The organism is Litoribacillus peritrichatus (assembly GCF_039537985.1).
GTDB lineage: Bacteria > Pseudomonadota > Gammaproteobacteria > Pseudomonadales > Litoribrevibacteraceae > Litoribacillus > Litoribacillus peritrichatus.
The window spans coordinates 1,052,172-1,071,872 of the sequence record NZ_BAABBN010000007.1 but is presented as its reverse complement, the minus strand read 5'-3'; the positions used below and the strand labels follow the sequence as shown (position 1 = coordinate 1,071,872).

Here is a 19,701-nt window from a genome sequence, read left to right as displayed (position 1 = left end):
CTCATACCGCAGGAAAATCGGTACGAGAGTCGTAAAAACGGGGGGGGTCGCCTCTAAACCAACAACAAGGAACCCAACCCAAGGAAAGTCACAAAGCCGACAATGTCAGTAATGGTTGTTAAAATCACCGCGCCGGATAACGCCGGATCAAACTTCAGTTTATTAAGTATCACCGGCACCAAAAGCCCCGACACGGAAGCCGCCAGAATATTGGCCAGAATCGCCAGTGCAATGACCAAACCTATCATGACACCGTCGAACCACAATCCGGCAATAATCGCAACGCAGATCGCCCAGCAAACACCGGTAAAGGCGGCAATCCGAACTTCCTTATTGAGCAAGGTTTTGATGTTCGTGCTGTTTACCTGCCCCAGTGCCAACCCTCGAATGATCAACGCCAGCGTCTGACTGCCGGCAATCCCCCCCATACTGGCGACCACTGGCATCAATACCGCCAAGGCCACTACCGCCTCCAACGTATCCTGAAATAGCCCGACAAACCAGGAAGCCAGCAACGCCGTCAACAAATTAATGCCCAGCCAGACGGATCGGTCCTCAATGCTCTTTCTGACAGGCGCAAACAAATCCACCTTCTCATCCAAACCCGAGCGCGCCATCATTTTAGCTTCATAGAACTCAGACAGAATCGAGTTAGCGGTTGGCACATCCAAACGCCCGACCAATACATTGTCCTTATCCACCACTGGTAAATTGGCATAACCACTGTTCATTAACTTACGGGCACTTTCCGCAATATCGTCCTCTGCGTGAAGGCAAGGGTAATTTTCAATGAATAACTCTTTCACAGACTTGATTTCATCGCTGGTGATGATATGAGAAATACTCACCGCCCCCTGAAATTGACCGTTACGATTCACATAAAAAATACTGTCGGTATACGACGGAATGCGACGCTTTATCTGACGCACGCTGTCCTTTACTTTACTGGTGGCCGGCAGCATCAATAAATTATGATTCACCCAATGACCAATTTGATTGGCCTGAAACTGATTGGCTTTTTCAAAAAACGCGACCTGTTGCTCATCCATGGATTGCAACGCACGTTCAACCTTCTCAGCGGACAAGGTTTCAGAAAGATCAATCAACTGATCTGCGTACATACCATCAAACAGCGCGTCCAGTTCCTCAAGACTCAACGCGGCTAAGATGCTGTCTCTTGGCTCCAAACGTAAGCACAAAAGCACACCCAGCTTTCGTTCCAAATCAAGGCGCTGCCAAACCGCAAGACGATTCTCAATAGGCATGGACTCCAGAACCAACGCCACATCTTCATTCGATGAAAGAGAGTTAATCGTTGCTGGTGACTCACCCAATTCTCTGGTTAATGAAGAAATGCTCTGTTGGACTAAATCGTTCATTCAATTACTCCCTTGCCCGTTAAAAATTCGCGAATCATTTTTAGTTATGTTGAAAGATAGGTAAAACAAAAAATCTTTATGGTAACCACAAAGAACTTTAGATTGGGGATAAATAACAAAGATAAGACACTATAGTTTTCAACTCTTTAGCCACAATTATGTCAACTATAGATCAAAGTTCCACAGAATCCGCTGCTAATGTCCATCATTCATTTGAAGGGACTTCACTGGAACGGCTGCAATCAGCCCTGAGTACCCTGCTGTCGGAATCGTCCGAAGTTTCCGACCTGATTAGGGCCATCGCCATGGAAGCCAGTAACGATCTCGATACCGAGAGACTATCCAAAGCCCTAACCACCCACAGCATCACCGACATCGTTGTCCAGCTGGCGGTGTTAAGTCGACACTTATGCGAAGATCTGAAAATTTACCCGCTTCAGGATACACAAGGCAAAGATCCTTTCCTGTCTTTAGTAATTTATTCCGGCCCTGACTGTCACCCGCAAGACGATCGTATTACACTGACGATCAATCCGCAGCTGTTTGAAGCCATACATCAGCTTAGGAGCCTCTAAAGAAACCCCGAAACAGAACGAATATTCAATATGGACATAGAACTGCTAAGGACCTTTCTCGAAGTGAAAAACACTCGTCACTTCGGGAAAGCGGCTGAAAACCTGTATTTAACTCAAGCCGCCGTCAGTGCGCGTCTGAAGCAACTCGAAACCATTGTCGGGGCTAAGCTGTTCACCCGGTTACGCAATAACCTGCAGCTGACAGCAACCGGTGAGCGCTTGGTGAATCACGCTGAAACCATCTTGATCGCTTGGGAGCGGGCTAAGCAAGACGTCGCATTAAAGCAAAAACAGCACGTCATTACCTTAGCGGGCACCAGCGGACTCTGGGATCTTGTCCTGCAAGACACCTTACACAAGGTGCATCGAGAACACCCAAACCTAACCATCCGTGCCGAATCGAATACCAGTGAGGCCCTGATTCGTGGTTTGATGGAACGCACTGTAGACCTCGCCCTGCTTTACGAACCCGCTAAAATCAGTGATTTGAAGTCCATCGATATTGCCCCGGCGGAACTCATTCTGGTCAGTTCCAACCCGGCCCATATTGCCTCCGAAGCAGCCTCATCAAACTATGTGGCGGTTGACTGGGGAATCAGTTTTAAAATGAACTTCGCCAAACTCTACCCGGATGCCCAGCCCCCGGTATTACACACCAGCCTATCGAGGCTTGCTCTGGACTTTATTCTGGACTTTGGCGGCAGCGCCTACCTTCCATACAGGATGGTAGAACCTTATCTGGAAAAGCAACTTCATCAAGTCATGAATGCGCCCGTGATCAGCCGCCAAATCTACGCGTGTTATCACAAAGAAAACATCCACTTCAAAGACATAGAGTCCATCCTGTCAGTCATTCAATCGCTCGAAGTGCCTGTGGAAGAAGTGCCTGAGGAAATTAAAATCTGAACCGGCTCAGACTAAGCGCCACCAATATCATCAATACTGTAACAACGAATGCAATTTCGGCCATCCGACTTCGCCTGATAAAGCGCCAAATCTGCTTTTTTGGTCAAAGAAGATTCCGTATCGTCATCGTCCAGTTTCGCGATGCCAAAGCTACAGGTGACACTGAAACATTTTTCTCCTGAGCCAATTTTCAGGTATTCAATGTCCATCCTGATTCGATCCAGAAACTTTCGCGCTTGCTCTTCTTCTGTGGCAGGTAACAGAATGCAAAACTCTTCCCCGCCATAACGAGCTAATACATCCGACTCCCGAATCACACTGCTCAAATGAGACGAAATAATTTTTAACGCCTGATCACCCACGTCATGACCCCAAGTGTCATTCACCTGTTTAAAGTGATCTACGTCCAATATAACCAAGGTCAGCGGAGACGAATATCGCTTGGCACGGCTCACCTCTTCTGAAAGTTTTTCACTTAAAAACCGGCGATTATGCAGACCGGTCAATGGATCTCTGGTGCTCAACTCCGTCAGCTGTAGGTTTAAGTCAGCCAGCTCTTTCGTTCGTTCGGCCACTTTGGCATTCAGATTTTCGTTCAACTCTTTCATCGAGCTGATCATATAATTAAAGTGCTCAGTAAGGTCTCTCACCTCTTTCCAGGTTTGAGAGCGAGGGTATTGCTCAAACTGCCCTTGCGCTACTTTATTGGTATGCGAAGCCAGTTTTTCCAGCGGGTTCGAAATGTAAAATGAGACGCCAACCCCCATCAGAACCGCCATAATGATGATGATGACTTCAGACACATAAATGACGGTTTTGGTTTTATTCATCAGCTGACTGACTTCATCTTCTTCAATTTTAACCACCAACCCCCAATCCAGCTCCGAAAGATAGCGGGTTGATGCAATGACAAGGTTACCTGCGTAATCGGGTGCATGCCTCATAATGCGTTCATTACCTAACAACGCCTGAGTAATTGGAATGTCTATCTTTTCTTTCGACACACGCCGCTTAAAGGCAGCGTCGTGATCGTATTTTAAAGGCGCAACAAACAATGCATCGCCGCTGTCGTGCCGTTGTGCAACCAACCACTCGCCCGTTACGCCCAAGCCGGTTCGGTCATTCACTAATTCAACAATGAAATCCGCGAACAACGCCACTTTTACGTAACCAATCACTTTATTGTTCAGTAATAGCCGATCAATACCGAGCATAAGCAACTGGTCATTACGCTTTAGTAACTTGATACTTGGTAAGATTTTATCAACCGGAATGTTAATCTGATGGCCATTCGGGGTATCTGCAGTGGCCGTTACTAATACCCCCTTATTGTCATAGATGGAAATACTGTGCAGCTTGGTTAAGCCGACTTTGGCATCATTAATGATTTTGTGAACTTTGTTTCTGGCTTTCACATCCCGAGCGTTATTCCACTGATCCAGACTGATCCTCATTTGAGTGCGACTGGTAATCAAAGCAATATTATCTTTCACTCTGTCGAGCACCGACTCGATCCGTTTTTTGGCAATCAGCGATAAGGCCGACAACTGCTCTTCCGTTTGTCGTTCGTATTGACTGGCGGTGAAACTGTTTAAATACTGCAAGCTCAGTAACATAGGTACTGAAGATAAAAGAATAAACGCCAAAATCAAAACATGTTTGAGTCTCATAAAACTCTACCTAAGCCAAATTCATCAACAAAGAGAATAAGAGGAAAGAATACCGACTCATTCCAATATAGCAGAGGTCAAATAAATCAAGGGAAAATCCTCCCTCATTTCCTTATTAGACGTACGAATTAACGCAATATCACCTCAGAAATCCCTCACAAACAGGCAATAGCAAGCACTTGATTTATTCAAAAACCAACTACACTAAATGAGTACAGCAATGGATTTCTAATCATGAAATGGCTCCTGTTTCTATTCACTTTCTTCAGCTCGTTCGCGCACGCCCAATGCAACCATGTGGTCTTTTCGGCGCACCCTAATTATCCCCCTTTTCATTGGGAGCAAGCAGGTAAAATTGTCGGGGCCAGCGTTGATCAGGCTCAAATCATTCTGGATGAACTGAATATTTCTTATGAATCGCGCTATGCAGGCCCCTGGAAGCGGGTGCTTTTTAAAGCACAACAAGGCCAAATTGACTTAATTCTTGGTTTGAAAAATGTACCGGAACGTCGCCCTTATCTCGCTTTTTCGGAATCCCCTTTTTATCAAAACCCTGTATCTGTGTTTGTCGCAAAAGGCAAAGAATTTGAATTTCATCACTGGAGTGACCTGATTGACCGTAAAGGGACATTAAACACCGGTGACCGCCATGGAGAACAATTCGATGCCTTCATTTCGCAATCATTGAACACTCAAAGAATCACGGGCCTGAAAACCAATTTCGATTTACTGGTTAAAGGCCGAACTCAGTATTTCATCACAGGGCTGTTTGCTGGCCGCACCTTTCTCGCCAAATACCCGGATAACGACAAAGTCACCTACTTGCCAAATCCCGTTGTCGTAAGCCCCGTGCACCATGGTTTTTCTAAAAAATCCGAATGCACTGAACTCATTCCTTACTTCAACAAACGATTACACGAACTCAAAGAAGAAGGCATAACCACCCAATTAATTGAAAAAAATCTTGAAAAATGGAAAGGAGAAATCCCCCTTCAACCTGAGAAAACGACGCTCAAGGTTGGACTTCTGTTGGCCAGTCAAGGTCAGGGCATTGGTTACCGGGAACTCTTTACCCAATTTGAGAAAGAACACCCCAACATTGATATTAACTTCTCCGTATACAACGATGCGCAATACAAACAGAAAGTGGCTGAATGGTCCGAAAATCAAGAAGGCCCGGATGTTTTTTATTGGCAAGCCGGTGAACGTTTGTTTGAGCTGGTAGAGCAGAACTCGGTGCGATCTTTAGATTTTCTCAGAGATTACGAAAACTGGGATGAAAAATTTCCTCAAACCATCATTCAACAACTGGAGTACGACGATCACATCTACGGCCTGCCATTTTCTTTTTATCAATGGGGATTTTATTACAAGAAGTCGCTGTTCGATAAACTAGGATTGCAAGCGCCTGAGACATGGGACGCTTTTTTAGACGTGGCAAAAGTACTGACAGACAATGGAATGGATGCCATTGCCATAGGCACAAAAAACGACTGGCCAGCGGCCGCTTGGTTCGATTATTTGAACCTGAGAATGAACGGCCTGGCATTTTACCAAGCTTTACTGAACGGGCAGGTTTCCTACACCGATCCGAAAGTGCGTTACGTGCTGCAAGCCTGGAAGTCCATCATTGATCAAGGTTATTTCCATAAAGGGCACGAAAAGCTGACGTGGTCCGAAGCCATTCCATTGTTGTATCACGAAGACGCCGGGATCACCCTGATCGGTAATTTTGTTGAAAAGAAAATTCCGCACGAACTGCACGACAACATAGGCTTCTTTCCGTTTCCGGTCATAAACCAAAACGTTCCTCGCTTTGAACTGATGCCCACAGAGATTTTCGTACTATCCCGCTGGAGCACCAAACTGAACGAGTCACTGACATTATTAAAGTTTTTATCGAAGCCACAAACGCAGTTAAAACTTGCCAACGGCATTGGCTACATACCTGCCACTACAGAATCCAGCAAGCATATATCACCGATGTCGATGGAAGGCGTCACACTGCTCAATAAATCCGAAGACATCATGCAGTATTTTGACCGGGATACCAATCAAGCTTTCAGCAAAGAAGCCATTCAGATACTGTCGGATTTCTTACTTAAACCCGACATAGAAAAAACAATCACAGCTCTGGAAAATGAACGGTTAAAAACCTTCCACCAGCACACCCCATGAACAAACTGCCACGCAAGAAAAACCACATACCGCTGCCGTTTATTTCATTGAATCATTGCGTCCACGAATGAGGCTCATAGGTTCCGGTATTTCGTACCCAACTGGCGTCTTGATGAACCACTTCAAATTGTCCCCATTGCAAGAAGTCCGACAGAGAGCATGCCTGACATTCACCTTCATTCGCCCCCGCCACCGTCTCAAAAACCACTTTTGATCTATCAACGGCCAGTACTCGCCTAATTGACCAACGTCGACCCAACAACCCATTACTATAAAACTTACCCGCCTGAATTCGCGCTTGAGAATATGAAAGATCATTGGATTTTGCACTCTCTAATGCACACTCATACAGCTCGCATAAATCTTCAGTTGAGACATCGATAAAAGAATCAAATCGTTGCAGTGCAAAAATAACATCCTCTTGAGAGATGGTTGACGCGTGATCCGGCCTTTTCCTGAAAGTGTGTTTCCGATTCAATGAATGAGAGGGGTAATATTGATTTCGCAGCAAAAAATGATAAACAAACGCAAACACGATCAATAAGAGTACATTGAATAACACAGGATTAACGATAAACCAAACATCCGGCTCAGGATGAGAGCCGGAACCAAGCACTGCCGTCAAAGCGGTTGCTCCGCCAGGAGGGTGCAAACAACGGAGATAGTACATGGTTAAGATGGATAAACTCACAGCACTTGCGCTTGCGATTAACTTATTATTAATCAGCACAGCACAAAGTACACCAACGCCTGCTGACGCCATATGACCACCAATCACAGGCCAAGGCTGAGACAAAGCGCCATGAGGCACCGCAAACACAAGCACAGCTGAAGCCCCCACCGACGCAATGATAAAAACAGAAAGCGTCTGGCCAAATAAGTAATTGGAAGCACCATAAATAATGACCACCCCGATAAAGCCCCCCAGTGCAGAATTCAGCTTTTCTTGATGCGATGTTGTGCTTTTCTCAACGCCTAAAAAAAGTAACAGCTCTTTAACCCAATATCTCATTCCAAAAACTTCCGCAACGATAACGCTTAACTGGCCTCTGGCCTCATTGACGTTTCAAATTCCTTCGGGGGAATCAAACCCGTGCGCAAAGTCTAAATCAGGCTTAAACATCATGTATAATGAATATAAACTAATTTTAAATTCAAAATTTCTGATATAAAGACACACAAAGATGGATGTTGAACTGGCACGTACCTTTTTGGAAGTCATGAGCGCCGGGACGTTTCTTGACGCGTCAAAGCGCTTAAACGTAACACAAACCACAATCACAGCCCGAATTAATAGCCTTGAGGAAAAGCTAGACAGCAAGTTGTTTATCCGCAACCGCTCTGGCGCAAAGTTAACTTCTGACGGAGAACGGTTCGTAGAATATGCAACCTCTTTGGTTCAACTCTGGGATCGGGCAAGAGCGGAAATACGATTGCCACAAGGGCTGGACACAAGATTGTGCATCGGCGCGGAAAACAGCTTATGGAACCCCTTAATGATCAATTGGGTTCTGTGGATACAGGCACACATCCCAAACCTTGCATTACACTCTGATGTTGCGAATTCAGACGTTTTGCTCGAAAGATTAGAAGCAGGCGGATTAGACGCAGCCATCATTCATCGGCCGAAGTACCATTCCGGATTAGTGATAGAGCAGATCATGGAAGAAAAATTAATTCACGTTCAATCCGTTGATTCCCCCAAGCCCGATCTCTTTATAAACTGGAGTGAAGAATTCAGAAGCCAGTACGACTCTGCCCTCCCGCAACCCAGACAAACCGCTTATAGCTTCAATTTAGGGCCATTAGCACTGCAGATAATGCTTCAACAAGGAGGAAACGGGTATTTTCGGACCCGAGTCGTTAAGCAGTACATCGAACGAGGAAAGTTGGAACGCGTACCTCAATCCCCCGAGTTCACCCACCCCGTTTTTGTGGTTTATAAAAAAAACAAAATGACGGAAAGCCTGAACTCCGCACTCCTAGGATTAAAATCACAAGCTAAAAAAGACATTCAATGGTATTTGTAGAGCCAACCTGAACCCCTACAATCTGAACTCCTAGGTAATAACTGCAATCGCTCAAATTAAGGTAAATTCAATCTTCTTTTGCTCCATATCGACACGGGCAACATTGATACGGATACGATCGCCAATGGCGTATGTTCGATGACTGCGTTCCCCTATCAGGCTTTGCTTAGCTTCATCAAATTGGTAATAGTCATTGTCCATGTCACTAATATGAATCAAGCCTTCCACTTTGGTGTCGTCCAGCTCAATAAAGAGGCCAAAATGGGTAACGGTAGTTACCACGCCTTGAAATGTATCACCTATCGAGTTTTTCATGAAGTCACACTTCAGCCAGGCTTCCACATCCCAGCTCGCCTTATCGGCACGACGAGATAGCAGCGAACAGTGCTCGCCCATGATGATCATCTGTTCTTGATCATAAGGGTAGCTTTCCGCCTGATCGATCAATCGCGTATTTTTCAGGCGCTGTACAGGATCTTTGCCCATACCACTCACCGCTTTCAACAGTCGTCGGATCTTCCCGCCGCTTTCCTGGCGTCGAATCACTGAACGGATGGCCCGATGCACCAGTAAATCAGGGTAACGACGAATGGGGGAGGTAAAATGCGCGTAACTTGTATAAGCCAGGCCAAAATGACCGATGTTTTCGCTGCCGTATTCTGCTTGGCTGAGCGAACGCAGCAACATGGTTTGAATAGCGTCAGCGTCCGAGCGCTCTCCAAGGCTGGCCAGCAGCTGATCAAAGTCTTTCGGCGAAGGCTCACCGCCACCGGACAAACGCAGCCCTTTTTCGGCAAGATATGCCCGTAGGGTTTGCAACTTTTTCGTTTGCGGACCCTTATGGTTTCGGTACAAGGCAGGCAGTTTCACCGCAAGCAAAAAACGAGCGGTCGCAACATTCGCACACAGCATGCACTCTTCAATCAGCTTATGAGCATCATTACGAACAACCGGCACAATACCAGTCACTTTTTGATGTTGATCAAACTGAAATTGGCTTTCCTGAGTATCAAAATCAATGGAGCCGCGCTGTGTCCGGGCTTTACGGAGCCCGCCATACAGCTGATGTAACGTTTTCAGATGCGGAATCAAATCAGCGTACTGAGCTTGATCCGTCGGTTGCTGTTCAAACAAGAACGCATTTACCTGGTTATACGTTAAGCGAGCATGGGAATGAATCACGGCTTCAGAAAAACAATAGTCGGTCATACGGCCGGCAGCATTGATCTCCATTTCACAGACGAGCACCAAACGATCAACGTGAGGGTTCAGTGAACACAACCCGTTCGACAGACTCTCAGGTAACATAGGAACCACCCGCCCAGGAAAATAGACCGATGTTCCACGGGCATGAGCCTCCTGATCCAAAGCGCTGCCGGGTGCTACATAGTGAGATACGTCGGCAATGGCCACCGATAAACGCCAACCACCATTGGCTTTTGATTCGCAGTACACCGCATCGTCAAAGTCTTTCGCATCTTCACCATCAATGGTTACAAAAGGCAAATGCCTGAGATCAACACGTTGTAATTTGTCCGCTTCAGCAACTTCACTGCTCAGGTTTTCAGCTTCGTCGATGGCGGCTTGTGGCCAACGGGTTGGTATGCCCTTTTCACGCATAACCACTTCAATTTCAAGCCCTGGGCTATCCGCATCACCCAGCACTTCTGTTACTTTGCCGAAAGCGTTGAATTTGTCACTGGGGTATTCGGTGATCTCCACAACAACGTACTGGCCGGGTTTGGCTCCTGCTAGTTGCTCGTGGTCAACGTCTATTTCATGCGCAATGCGCTGATTGTGAGCAAGGATAAAGAAGTGGTCGTCTTCACAGCACAACTGACCCACAAGTTCAGTGGTGTTATGTTCCAGTACCTTAACCAAGCTGGCTTGTTCCCGACCGCGCCTGTCCGTACCAGAAATACGTACCTGTACCCGGTCACCGTCAAAGAGTTTGAGCATTTGATGCTGATTCAGCAATAAATCATCGCCCCCTTCATCTCGTGCAAGAAAGCCAAAGCCATCCCGATGACCGATCACGCGTCCGCAAACCAGATCGCTTTCCTGAATGGTTCGGTAACCCTGTCGACGATCAAAACTCACTTGGCCGTCTCGTTCCATGGCTCGTAACCGACGTCGGAGTGCTTCGAGTTCTTCTTCGCCAGATAAGGACATTTTTTGAGCGAGTTGATGACGAGTCATTGCCCGTTTGTGATGATTCAGTAAATCCAGAATGTAATCACGATTAGGGATTGGGTGGCTGTATTGTTGTTTATCAGTGGCGGTTATCGCCGGTTTTGCAGATGCAATCATTCATTTTCTCTGTAGAAAAGAGCCAATAGCATTGCGGAGTGTTGCACTTATTATCTGAATTCAATAGGTATGACTTCTAAGATGATCAATATAAACAATAGCAAGGCATTTATGGCGAGGATTCTTCATCCCTTTTGGGATAATATGGAAAGGCTTCAGTTCTTCAAGTTGGCTAATTTATAGCTCGGGGACAAAACAATTCTAGCGGTAAATTCTACCAATGGAAGCTGAAACACAAAAGAGCATCGGGTTCAAAACCCAACACCCTTTTTGGGTTGCTGAAACTTAAACAGCAACAATGTTCTCTGCTTGCGGGCCTTTTTGACCTTGCGAGACAACAAACTCTACTTTTTGGCCTTCAGCCAAAGTTTTAAAGCCAGAACTAACGATAGCACTGAAGTGAGCAAACACGTCAGGACCAGATTCTTGTTCAATAAATCCAAAACCTTTTGATTCATTAAACCACTTAACTGTACCAGTAACTGTATTAGACATAATTAATAACCTGTAGATCTAAAATATAAGAGTGCCTTCATGAGGCATGAATAGCGGAAAAAAGAGACTAAAATTTAAAAACTACAGGACGAAGAACTGCTAACTTGCAACGAAATGAAGGAAATAAAGAAGAGACTTAATTTCTAACTATGGAAAACAGTATAGACTATAAAACTTAAAGTCAATATTTTCTTTTTTAAATTATCCAAAGATTACCACCACCTGCAAACCAAAAGGAGCCTGTGGATAAAATTGTGCGCAAGCTTGAAATCCCCGAGTCCGCTAGAATTCATTAGCGGCCAAGATCTCCTCAAGCATTGCACCCGTCTAAGCCATTAACACCTACACTCAATGAAGGTTAGACAATGACGTTTTCATAAAACGTTCAACCGAATGGCTTTCCAATGGTTTACTGAAGTAATACCCCTGTATCAGATCACACTCAAGCTCTTTCAAAAACGACAGTTGTTCTCCGTCTTCCACGCCTTCGGCAATGACAGTTAACCCCAGATTTTTGGATAAGCTGATAATCGCCCGAACAATGGCCTTACTTTGTTCTCCCTCGTGCAACGCCTGGACAAAAGACATATCAATTTTAAGTGCATCTATCGGTAGGCGACGTAAATAATTTAAAGAGGAATAACCCGTACCAAAGTCATCAATCGAAACCTTTAAACCCATGGTTTTAAATTGATCCAGCATTTTAATCGTACGATCAATGTCATCAATCATAATGCCTTCAGTTATTTCCAGCTGAATGCAAGCAGACGGCAGTTTATACAAGTCCAGTGACTTTTGAATCGTTGAAACCAAGGAGCTGTTTTGCATCTGTTTAATGGATAAATTAACAGCAACGGAAACACTTTCATCAATCACACCATTATCCAACCATTCCCGCACCTGACGACAAGACTCATTAATGATCCAATTCCCGATAGACACGATTACGCCCATTTCTTCCGCTTTAGAAATGAACTCGCCCGGGGAAACAAACTCATCCGGCCCCACACGCCACCGAATCAAAGCTTCAAACCCAACCACTTTATTTTCAAACGGGTCCACTTTGGGCTGGTAATAGAGCAAGAACTGATTTAGTTGCAACGCCACCCGCAGACGATTCTCCATCTGCAACACAGCCAGTACTTCTTTTTGCATTAATTCGGTAAAGAACCGATAACCGTTCCGGCCACTTTCTTTCACTTTATACATGGCAATATCGGCACAACGCATTAACGTTTCTTCGTCAGTGGCGGATTCAGGATAGGTCGCAATACCAATGCTCACTCCGATGTGGATATGGTGGTCTCTTAGATTAAAAGGTTCACTGATGGTTTCTATGATCTTTTGAGCAATTGCAGCAATGTCTCGGGCGACACTGATTGATTCCAGTATGACGGTAAATTCATCCCCACCAATTCGGCCGATAACGTCGCCGTCTCTTAAACAGGCTTGTATCCGTAACGCCACTTCTTGCAGTAAAAAATCACCAACTTCATGGCCTAAACTGTCGTTTACCGTCTTGAATTTATCCAGATCCAAAAACAATACAGCGATGCTGGAGTTATTTCGGATGGCTCTGGCAACAGACTGACCCAGCAGATTCTGGAAAGAATAGCGGTTGTTAAGCCCTGTCAGGCTATCATATTGTGCAAGCTGATGGAGCTGTTCTTCTGCTCGCTTTCGTTCGGTAATGTCTTGAAACGCCAGAACCATACCCACCATTTTATCTTCATCATAAACAGGGGTTGCGTTGTACTCTACAGGAAATGGCAGTCCAGCCTTTTTACGAAATACACCTAACGTTTCGTGATGCATTTTTCCATGAGAGCATTTCAAGAAAATTTCGGTTTCTTCCCAAGCAACCGAACTTTCTTCGGTATTATTCAAAATCAAAAAATCCAAGACTGACTTATTTTCCAACTCCCGTTCTCTGCTCGCCAGTAATTTTTGCGCTGCGGGATTACTAAAAGTAATTTTTCCCATCACATCTAACCCTAAGATGCCCTCACCCACCGATTTCAAAAGCAGCTGGTTTTTTCTTTTCAGACGGTCGATGTCTTCCAACGTCTTTTTAAGCTGTTGCTTTTGAACTTCCAACTCCAGAAACACTTTTACCTTACTTTCCAGCGTCAAAGGCTTAATCGGTTTAAAAAGGTAATCCACTGCACCCGCTTTATAACCTTTAAATTCATATTCTTCGGTTCGGTCTGCGGCGGTAATAAAAATAATGGGAATGTGCTGAGTGTTCTGGTTAATCCGCAATAAATTGGCGGTTTCAAAACCATCCATCACAGGCATCATGACGTCCAGCAGAATCACCGCAAAGTCATACCTCAAGGTCAGAGATAAAGCCTCTTCACCGTTATATGCGGTATAAAACTCGGCGGTCAGATCTTCAAGAATGGCTTCGATGGCCCGCTGATTTTCTCTCAGGTCATCAACAATCAAAACCTTTGGCACACCTGAAATCTGAGCCCTTGGCGTCAAAGGAATGTAACTATTCTCCTGCTGGTTAATAGCGTTCATATGAACCTCCTGACATCATGCTACACCTTCACAATAAAAAACGTCTTACCCTGAGTACGTCATTAAAACGCATGCAGCTGCCCAACATTAGGCCTTGCTTTTATCTCTGCGGAAACATCGATATTACTGTTTGCCTTAGAGACCTGTTTAGCGGAACTGATTTGCTTCTTGTAGATTCTGCTGTCCAAACTCATTGTTTCAAAGCACGACGCATCTTCGCTGTAATTCAAGGACTCTTTACTGCCAAGACACAACAAACCTCCCGGCGTCAGACCTTGGTAAAACAAACCAATCACCTTCTGTTTTAAGTTCGTATCAAAGTAAATCATGACATTCCGACAAATAATCATTTGCACTTCAGTAAAAATCCCGTCACTTACCAGGTTATGGGAAGCAAAAGTAATGTTGCGCGTCAGCTCGTCATTGATCTTGGCACTGCCATAGCGGGAATAAAAATAATCCGTTAATTGGCGCTGGCCGCCCGCTGCCACATAGTTCTCGGCATAGGCATGAATATCACTTTCTTTAAAAATGCCATCCTTGGCTTTTTTAATAATCTGAGCATTTAGGTCTGTTCCGTAAATTCTTGCTCGTCCTAATAACCCGTGTTCCTGTAATAAAATGGCTAACGAATAAACCTCCTCGCCCGTAGAGCAGCCTGCATGCCAAATTTTGAAAAACGGGTAAGTTTTCAACACCGGAAACACATCCTCCGTTAAGGTCTTGAAAAAGGCCGGGTCCCGGAACATTTCTGTCACATTTATCAACAACCCTTTAATTAAACGGCGAGTAAGCGGCTCATCATGAATCACCATTGGAATTAAGTCCGATATCTTTTTAAACCCCTCTTGCTCAGTAAAAAACTCCAGCCGTCGGAGTAATGAGGCTCTGGAATAATTTCTAAAATCGTAGCCGGCCCGATGAAAAAGAACATCCAAGAGCGCATTTACTTCAATCGTTACTATCTCTGCATCCGTTAAATTCATTCATTAACCCAAACTTTGATCATTGAAATCAGGCGATCCATTTCAACTGGTTTTGAAAGATAATCACTGGCGCCTGCTTCCAAGCATTTTTCACGGTCTTCCCCCATGGCTTTTGCCGTGAGCGCAATGATAGGTACGTCTTCTGAATGATCTTTGCGTATGCACCGTATGGCTTCATAGCCATCCATAACCGGCATCATGATGTCCATAAGAATGACATCGTAGCTGGGGTCGCCCTGAAACTTATCCACCGCCAACGAGCCGTTATCTGCAATATCAATGTCCATTCCGTATTCACTCAGCACCTTAGACAAGGCATAGGTGTTGCGTAAATCATCGTCCACCAGCAGTACTTTTCGGCTTGATAAGTCAATGTCTCCCGATTCAATTAACTCACTGGCCGTTTGAGAAGGTAAATGCTCATTCACGCTGTGTAAGAAGCAGTCCACTTCGTCCTGGATTCGCTCAGGCGCGTGTTCCCCCTTAATGACAATGCGATCCGTAATGGCGGTCAGCGCCTGATACTGTTCATCGTTCAAAGGTTTATCGGTATAAATAATGGAAGGCGGGAAATTGATATCGCAGGCATCACATAACAATGCCTGAAGCCATTCGCTGTTCCGTATTTCATCGCTGTTCATTTCAATAATGCAGCAGTCAAAATTGCCGGCGTTCAGTTTTTCTTTAGTCAGTTCAGAATGATACTGACTGTCTTCAAACATCAGCTTATCAACTTCAATTTCCTGATCCGCCACCAAATCAGCCAACTCCTGATAAGTGCTTTCATTTTGGCCGATGAACAACAGCGTTTGTATTTGCTGCTGGGCAAGGGTCGCAAACTTGCCAAACAGCTGCTCTAATACATCGCAACTGACTGGCTTATGCAGCACATCCATAGCCCCTTGCCGGATCAAACCTGAGTCATCTTCCTGCCCTGAAATAATGTGTACCGGAATATCACGGGTATAGTCATTTTGTTTCAACCGTTCCAACACCTTCACACCGGAAATATCAGGCAGGCCGAGGTCTAATATAATGGCTTTCGGGTGATAGGCACTGGCTAATTGCAGAGCCTCCTCACCTGAATCAGACACCAGACACGAGAATCCACGCTTACGGGAGAAGTCTCTTAGCACAGTGGCAAATTGCTTATCATCCTCCACGATCAGTACGGTTTTTGCATCTTGTGTGGCGGTTAGACGGTCATCATCCAGAAAGGCCGGCCTTGCATTACGCTGGATTAACGGAGCATCGGACTCAGAAGCATTTTGATTGGAGCCTTGCGCTATGGTTAGCGGTGTTTGATCAATTAATCCTGTTTGAGCGTTAGCTTGCTCTTCCACATTTTCTGACTGTTGTTCCGGAATAGTGAGTTTAAATGTACTGCCTTTGCCTTCTTCGCTGGTCAGTTCAATATCACCACCCAACAGCTGGGCTAACTCACGAGAAATGGTCAACCCCAACCCGGAACCGCCATAAGCCCGACTGGTCGAACCATCGGCTTGTTGAAATGCTTCAAAAATATCTTTCTGTACCTTTTTCGGTACGCCAATGCCCGTGTCTTCGACAGCAAAGCAAAGCGCTTTAGCGCCCGTCGAATCATGGCTCTGCCCTTGCTGAGCGCAAACAGATAATTTCACATGTCCCTGATGGGTAAACTTAAAGGCATTGGACAGCAGATTCCTTAAAATCTGAGAGAGACGATGCATGTCCGTACAAAACATATCCGGACAACTTTCATCAAGGTCAATGATGAATTCCACCCCTCTTGAACGGGCCACCGGATTGAACTGTTTGCGGTTATCCTCAATCACATCCTTTAAACGAGACGACTGGAAGTCCATGACTAACTTACCAGCTTCCACTTTTGATAAGTCCAAAATGTCATTGATTAAAGAGAGTAACACCTGACCCGCCTGGTTGATGATCACCAAGTCTTCCACCTGATCTTCAAACAAGTTCTTCTTATTATTCTTCTTCATAGATTCCGAAAGAATCAGCAAACTATTGAGCGGCGTCCGTAACTCATGAGACATATTGGCTAAAAATTCAGATTTATACTTACTGGTTCGATCTAATTCGGCCGCTTTACGTTCCAGCTCTTTCCGGGCTTCCTCTACTTCGTCGTTCTTTTCTTCGAGTACCGCTTTCTGGTTTTCAAGTTGTCGATTACTTTCTTTCAATTCATCGCTTTGAACTCTCAATTCCTCTTCAGAGGCAAGTAAACTCTGGGTTTGCTGCTCAAGTTCTTCATTATTGACGCGCAACTCCTCTTGTTGCTCTTGCAAAATTGTGGATTTCTCCTGCGACTCGCGTAATAAATCCTCTAGCTGGTTGCGTGAGCGGCATGACGCCAGACTGACACTGAATACATCACAAAACTCATCCAGTAAGTTCAATTCATTCTCGGTCAATTGCTTGGTAAAACCAAAAACAAGCACCGCCGATACTTCATTCGTGATTCCTTGTTTATTAATCACCGGACAGGCCACAATGCAAGTACTCTGCAACTGACCAACGCCAGTATCCAAAATTAAATCTTCTGGGTACTCCGCTTGAGAGACAATCACTCGTCGTGTTCTGCCTTTTGCCGTCTGGCCAATCAAACCTTCGCCAGTGGCGTATTGCACAGGCATAGAACCGTCTCTGTCCAAGGCATAACCAGCGGACAAACTGTATACGTCCTCTTCCAGCAAATACATACCGGCCACCTGAGCCCCCATATATTCGGCGACAAATGCAGTGGATTTATGAGCCAGGGCATCTAATTCGTGTACGCCTTGCAGACCATTGGTGAATTCAGCCAGGCCGCTTTTCAACCAGTTTTGAGCATTCACGAACTCTTGATGTTTATACAAATCCAGGGTCATTTTATTAAGTGCATGACCAAGCCGGTCTTTCTCACCCTGAGGTAAAAACTCCTGGTCAAAGTTTCCTTTCGACAGGGCGTCGGCATGCTCGGTAATTCGCCTTAAAAACGTGGTCATATTACTCAGGTTATCACTCAACTCTTCCGTTTCGGCAAAGCCACGAATGTTAACATCCACTTCAAAGTTACCCTGCGAAATGTCACTGGCAGCGACGATGACTTGCTGTAAAGGTTCTGTAATCAACTTAGTTAAAAAGGCAACCAGCATTACGCACATAACAATGGCGAGCGCCAATAAGCTCAAACCAATGATCGACAATGACTCAAATCCGGAATTCATGAACTGAAAGCCATCTTTCATCCTGACCTGCAGCTGACTTATCATCGACTCCAAGTCAGAAGACACTTTCACCGACATAGGAAACAATTCGGATTCAGCCCGACTTCTCGCTAAATTCCACTCCGCCCCCTGGCGGTAACGAAACATCAAATCGGGAAGCTCACTGAACTTATCCCGTTCCTGTTTTAAATTTTGCAGTGTCTCTTTCTGATGAGGAGTCAATACATCCCTCATCACGCTAATCAATGTCAGACTTTCGGTATTGGATTGCCACCACCGAAAGTACTCTTCCCTGAACCTCGATTGATTAGTTGCTAAATAAGCTCGAATACTCGCCAATCCCTGACTGAAGCTGAATCTAAAGTCGGCCAAAAGGGTAATCAACTGATAACGGTCTTCTTCGGAGAGGTCTTCAAACTTCATCTTCATTAGCTGAGTTACTTCATTCAGCACTTTGGACGCCTGAGGTATGGCCTGGTCGACCAGCACTTTTAAACCGGGTAAATTTTCTTCTGTATGCGCCAACGCAATGACGTCTTCCTGCATAGATTTAAAAACGTTCAAATCGGTTTGTAATTTATCCAAATCTTTAAGCAATAAGTTGTCTTCCAGCGCATCAACTTTCAGGGATAAGTCTGTCACTATGTCTTCAATGTTCTGCCAGGCGGCGGTCCTTTGGTTTTTAAATTTATCCTCCCCACTGACAATCCAGCCTCGGGTAGCACTCATCGAGCGTTCAACCTCCAGGCTTGCCCTCATGCTCAGGTGTACACCAGGTACAAAGTTATCTACTGCTTTATTACTCAAGCCGTGTATTTCATTGCTTTGATATAACGTAAACACCACAACCACCGCTAACACCGCGATAACCGCAGAAAAGCTGGCAATAATTTTGGTTGAAATTGAGCTTTTACTTCCCATTACATCACCTACCTAAATGAAGCTGCCTATGCCTGATGAACCTTCACCGATGCTAAAGACCCGAATGAGTAACCTAGTTGTATAAGTATGGTCATTACTTATTAGTATCCCAGCCAGCCCAAAAGCTTTTGCAAGAAGGCATAGGGTAAAAGAGCACAAAGCGACATCCATATTGCTTTGAGAGCGACCTCAGAGAAAATCTCGTACTAACCCTGAGAATATCTGGCTTAGTGAAACAATCAGGCCAAACTGTTTCATGACTAAACCTGAGATCACTTACACACGAAAAGCCATTTACCAACAACCAAACCAATAAATCACTTACATCTGTTTAATTAATAATCAGCACGTTTTAGCCTGTTTTTCGGACAATCAGGCGATATTTTCTATTCATCAGTCATTGCCTTTCCCCCTATAACGATAAGTCTTGTTTTGAAATTTCATTCTTCCAACCCCCAAACCCAACAACCTCCTGGCAGGCTTTGACTGCCCAAATTCTTTATTTTTGCCAAATCA

General features: G+C 45.0%; 12 protein-coding genes. 4 read left to right on the top strand and 8 right to left on the bottom strand.

The features are described from left to right. Positions 1–53: 53 nt before the first annotated feature. Positions 54–1,379: a magnesium transporter gene (locus tag ABD744_RS14495; protein ID WP_344799244.1), complete on the bottom strand. Its 1,326-nt coding sequence runs from the start codon at positions 1,377–1,379 to the stop codon at positions 54–56. 158 nt (positions 1,380–1,537) lie between these two features. On the opposite strand from ABD744_RS14495, the gene ABD744_RS14490 reads away from it, so the two are divergent. After that, entirely contained in the window at positions 1,538–1,954 is a 417-nt protein-coding gene (locus ABD744_RS14490; protein ID WP_344799243.1) for a hypothetical protein, read from the top strand. Between the two features lie 30 nt (positions 1,955–1,984). After that, positions 1,985–2,860 carry a LysR family transcriptional regulator gene (locus tag ABD744_RS14485; RefSeq protein ID WP_344799242.1) on the top strand — a complete coding sequence of 292 codons (876 nt, stop codon included), beginning with the start codon at positions 1,985–1,987 and terminating at the stop codon, positions 2,858–2,860. Positions 2,861–2,871: 11 nt separating this feature from the next. On the opposite strand, the gene ABD744_RS14480 is transcribed toward ABD744_RS14485, so the two are convergent. Then, a complete protein-coding gene (locus ABD744_RS14480; protein ID WP_344799241.1) occupies positions 2,872–4,530 on the bottom strand; it encodes a sensor domain-containing diguanylate cyclase in 1,659 nt (552 codons plus the stop codon). A gap of 234 nt (positions 4,531–4,764) precedes the next feature. Here ABD744_RS14480 and ABD744_RS14475 point away from each other — a divergent pair, with 234 nt between their 5' ends. Next, positions 4,765–6,708 carry an extracellular solute-binding protein gene (locus tag ABD744_RS14475; protein WP_344799240.1) on the top strand — a complete coding sequence of 648 codons (1,944 nt, stop codon included), beginning with the start codon at positions 4,765–4,767 and terminating at the stop codon, positions 6,706–6,708. A 52-nt stretch (positions 6,709–6,760) separates the two neighbouring features. On the opposite strand, the gene ABD744_RS14470 is transcribed toward ABD744_RS14475, so the two are convergent. Continuing rightward, positions 6,761–7,720: an HPP family protein gene (locus ABD744_RS14470; protein ID WP_344799239.1), complete on the bottom strand. Its 960-nt coding sequence runs from the start codon at positions 7,718–7,720 to the stop codon at positions 6,761–6,763. A 172-nt stretch (positions 7,721–7,892) separates the two neighbouring features. On the opposite strand from ABD744_RS14470, the gene ABD744_RS14465 reads away from it, so the two are divergent. Next, the gene (locus ABD744_RS14465; protein WP_344799238.1) at positions 7,893–8,738 is read left to right on the top strand and encodes a LysR family transcriptional regulator; all 846 of its coding nucleotides are present in this window, start codon (positions 7,893–7,895) and stop codon (positions 8,736–8,738) included. A gap of 51 nt (positions 8,739–8,789) precedes the next feature. On the opposite strand, the gene rnr is transcribed toward ABD744_RS14465, so the two are convergent. The 5 genes from rnr to ABD744_RS14440 form a co-directional block, all read right to left on the bottom strand. Then, a complete protein-coding gene (rnr, locus tag ABD744_RS14460; RefSeq protein WP_344799236.1) occupies positions 8,790–11,048 on the bottom strand; it encodes a ribonuclease R in 2,259 nt (752 codons plus the stop codon). Between the two features lie 285 nt (positions 11,049–11,333). Next, positions 11,334–11,543 (bottom strand): cold-shock protein, encoded by a 210-nt coding sequence (locus ABD744_RS14455; RefSeq protein WP_344799235.1) that lies wholly within the window; start codon positions 11,541–11,543, stop codon positions 11,334–11,336. 348 nt (positions 11,544–11,891) lie between these two features. Further along, complete coding sequence (locus ABD744_RS14450; RefSeq protein ID WP_344799234.1) at positions 11,892–14,069, bottom strand: EAL domain-containing protein; 2,178 nt, start codon at positions 14,067–14,069, stop codon at positions 11,892–11,894. 62 nt (positions 14,070–14,131) lie between these two features. After that, entirely contained in the window at positions 14,132–15,055 is a 924-nt protein-coding gene (locus ABD744_RS14445) for a CheR family methyltransferase (RefSeq protein ID WP_344799233.1), read from the bottom strand. After that, entirely contained in the window at positions 15,052–19,185 is a 4,134-nt protein-coding gene (locus tag ABD744_RS14440; RefSeq protein ID WP_344799232.1) for a response regulator, read from the bottom strand. Before ABD744_RS14440 ends, ABD744_RS14445 begins: the two co-directional genes overlap by 4 nt. Positions 19,186–19,701: the final 516 nt, after the last annotated feature.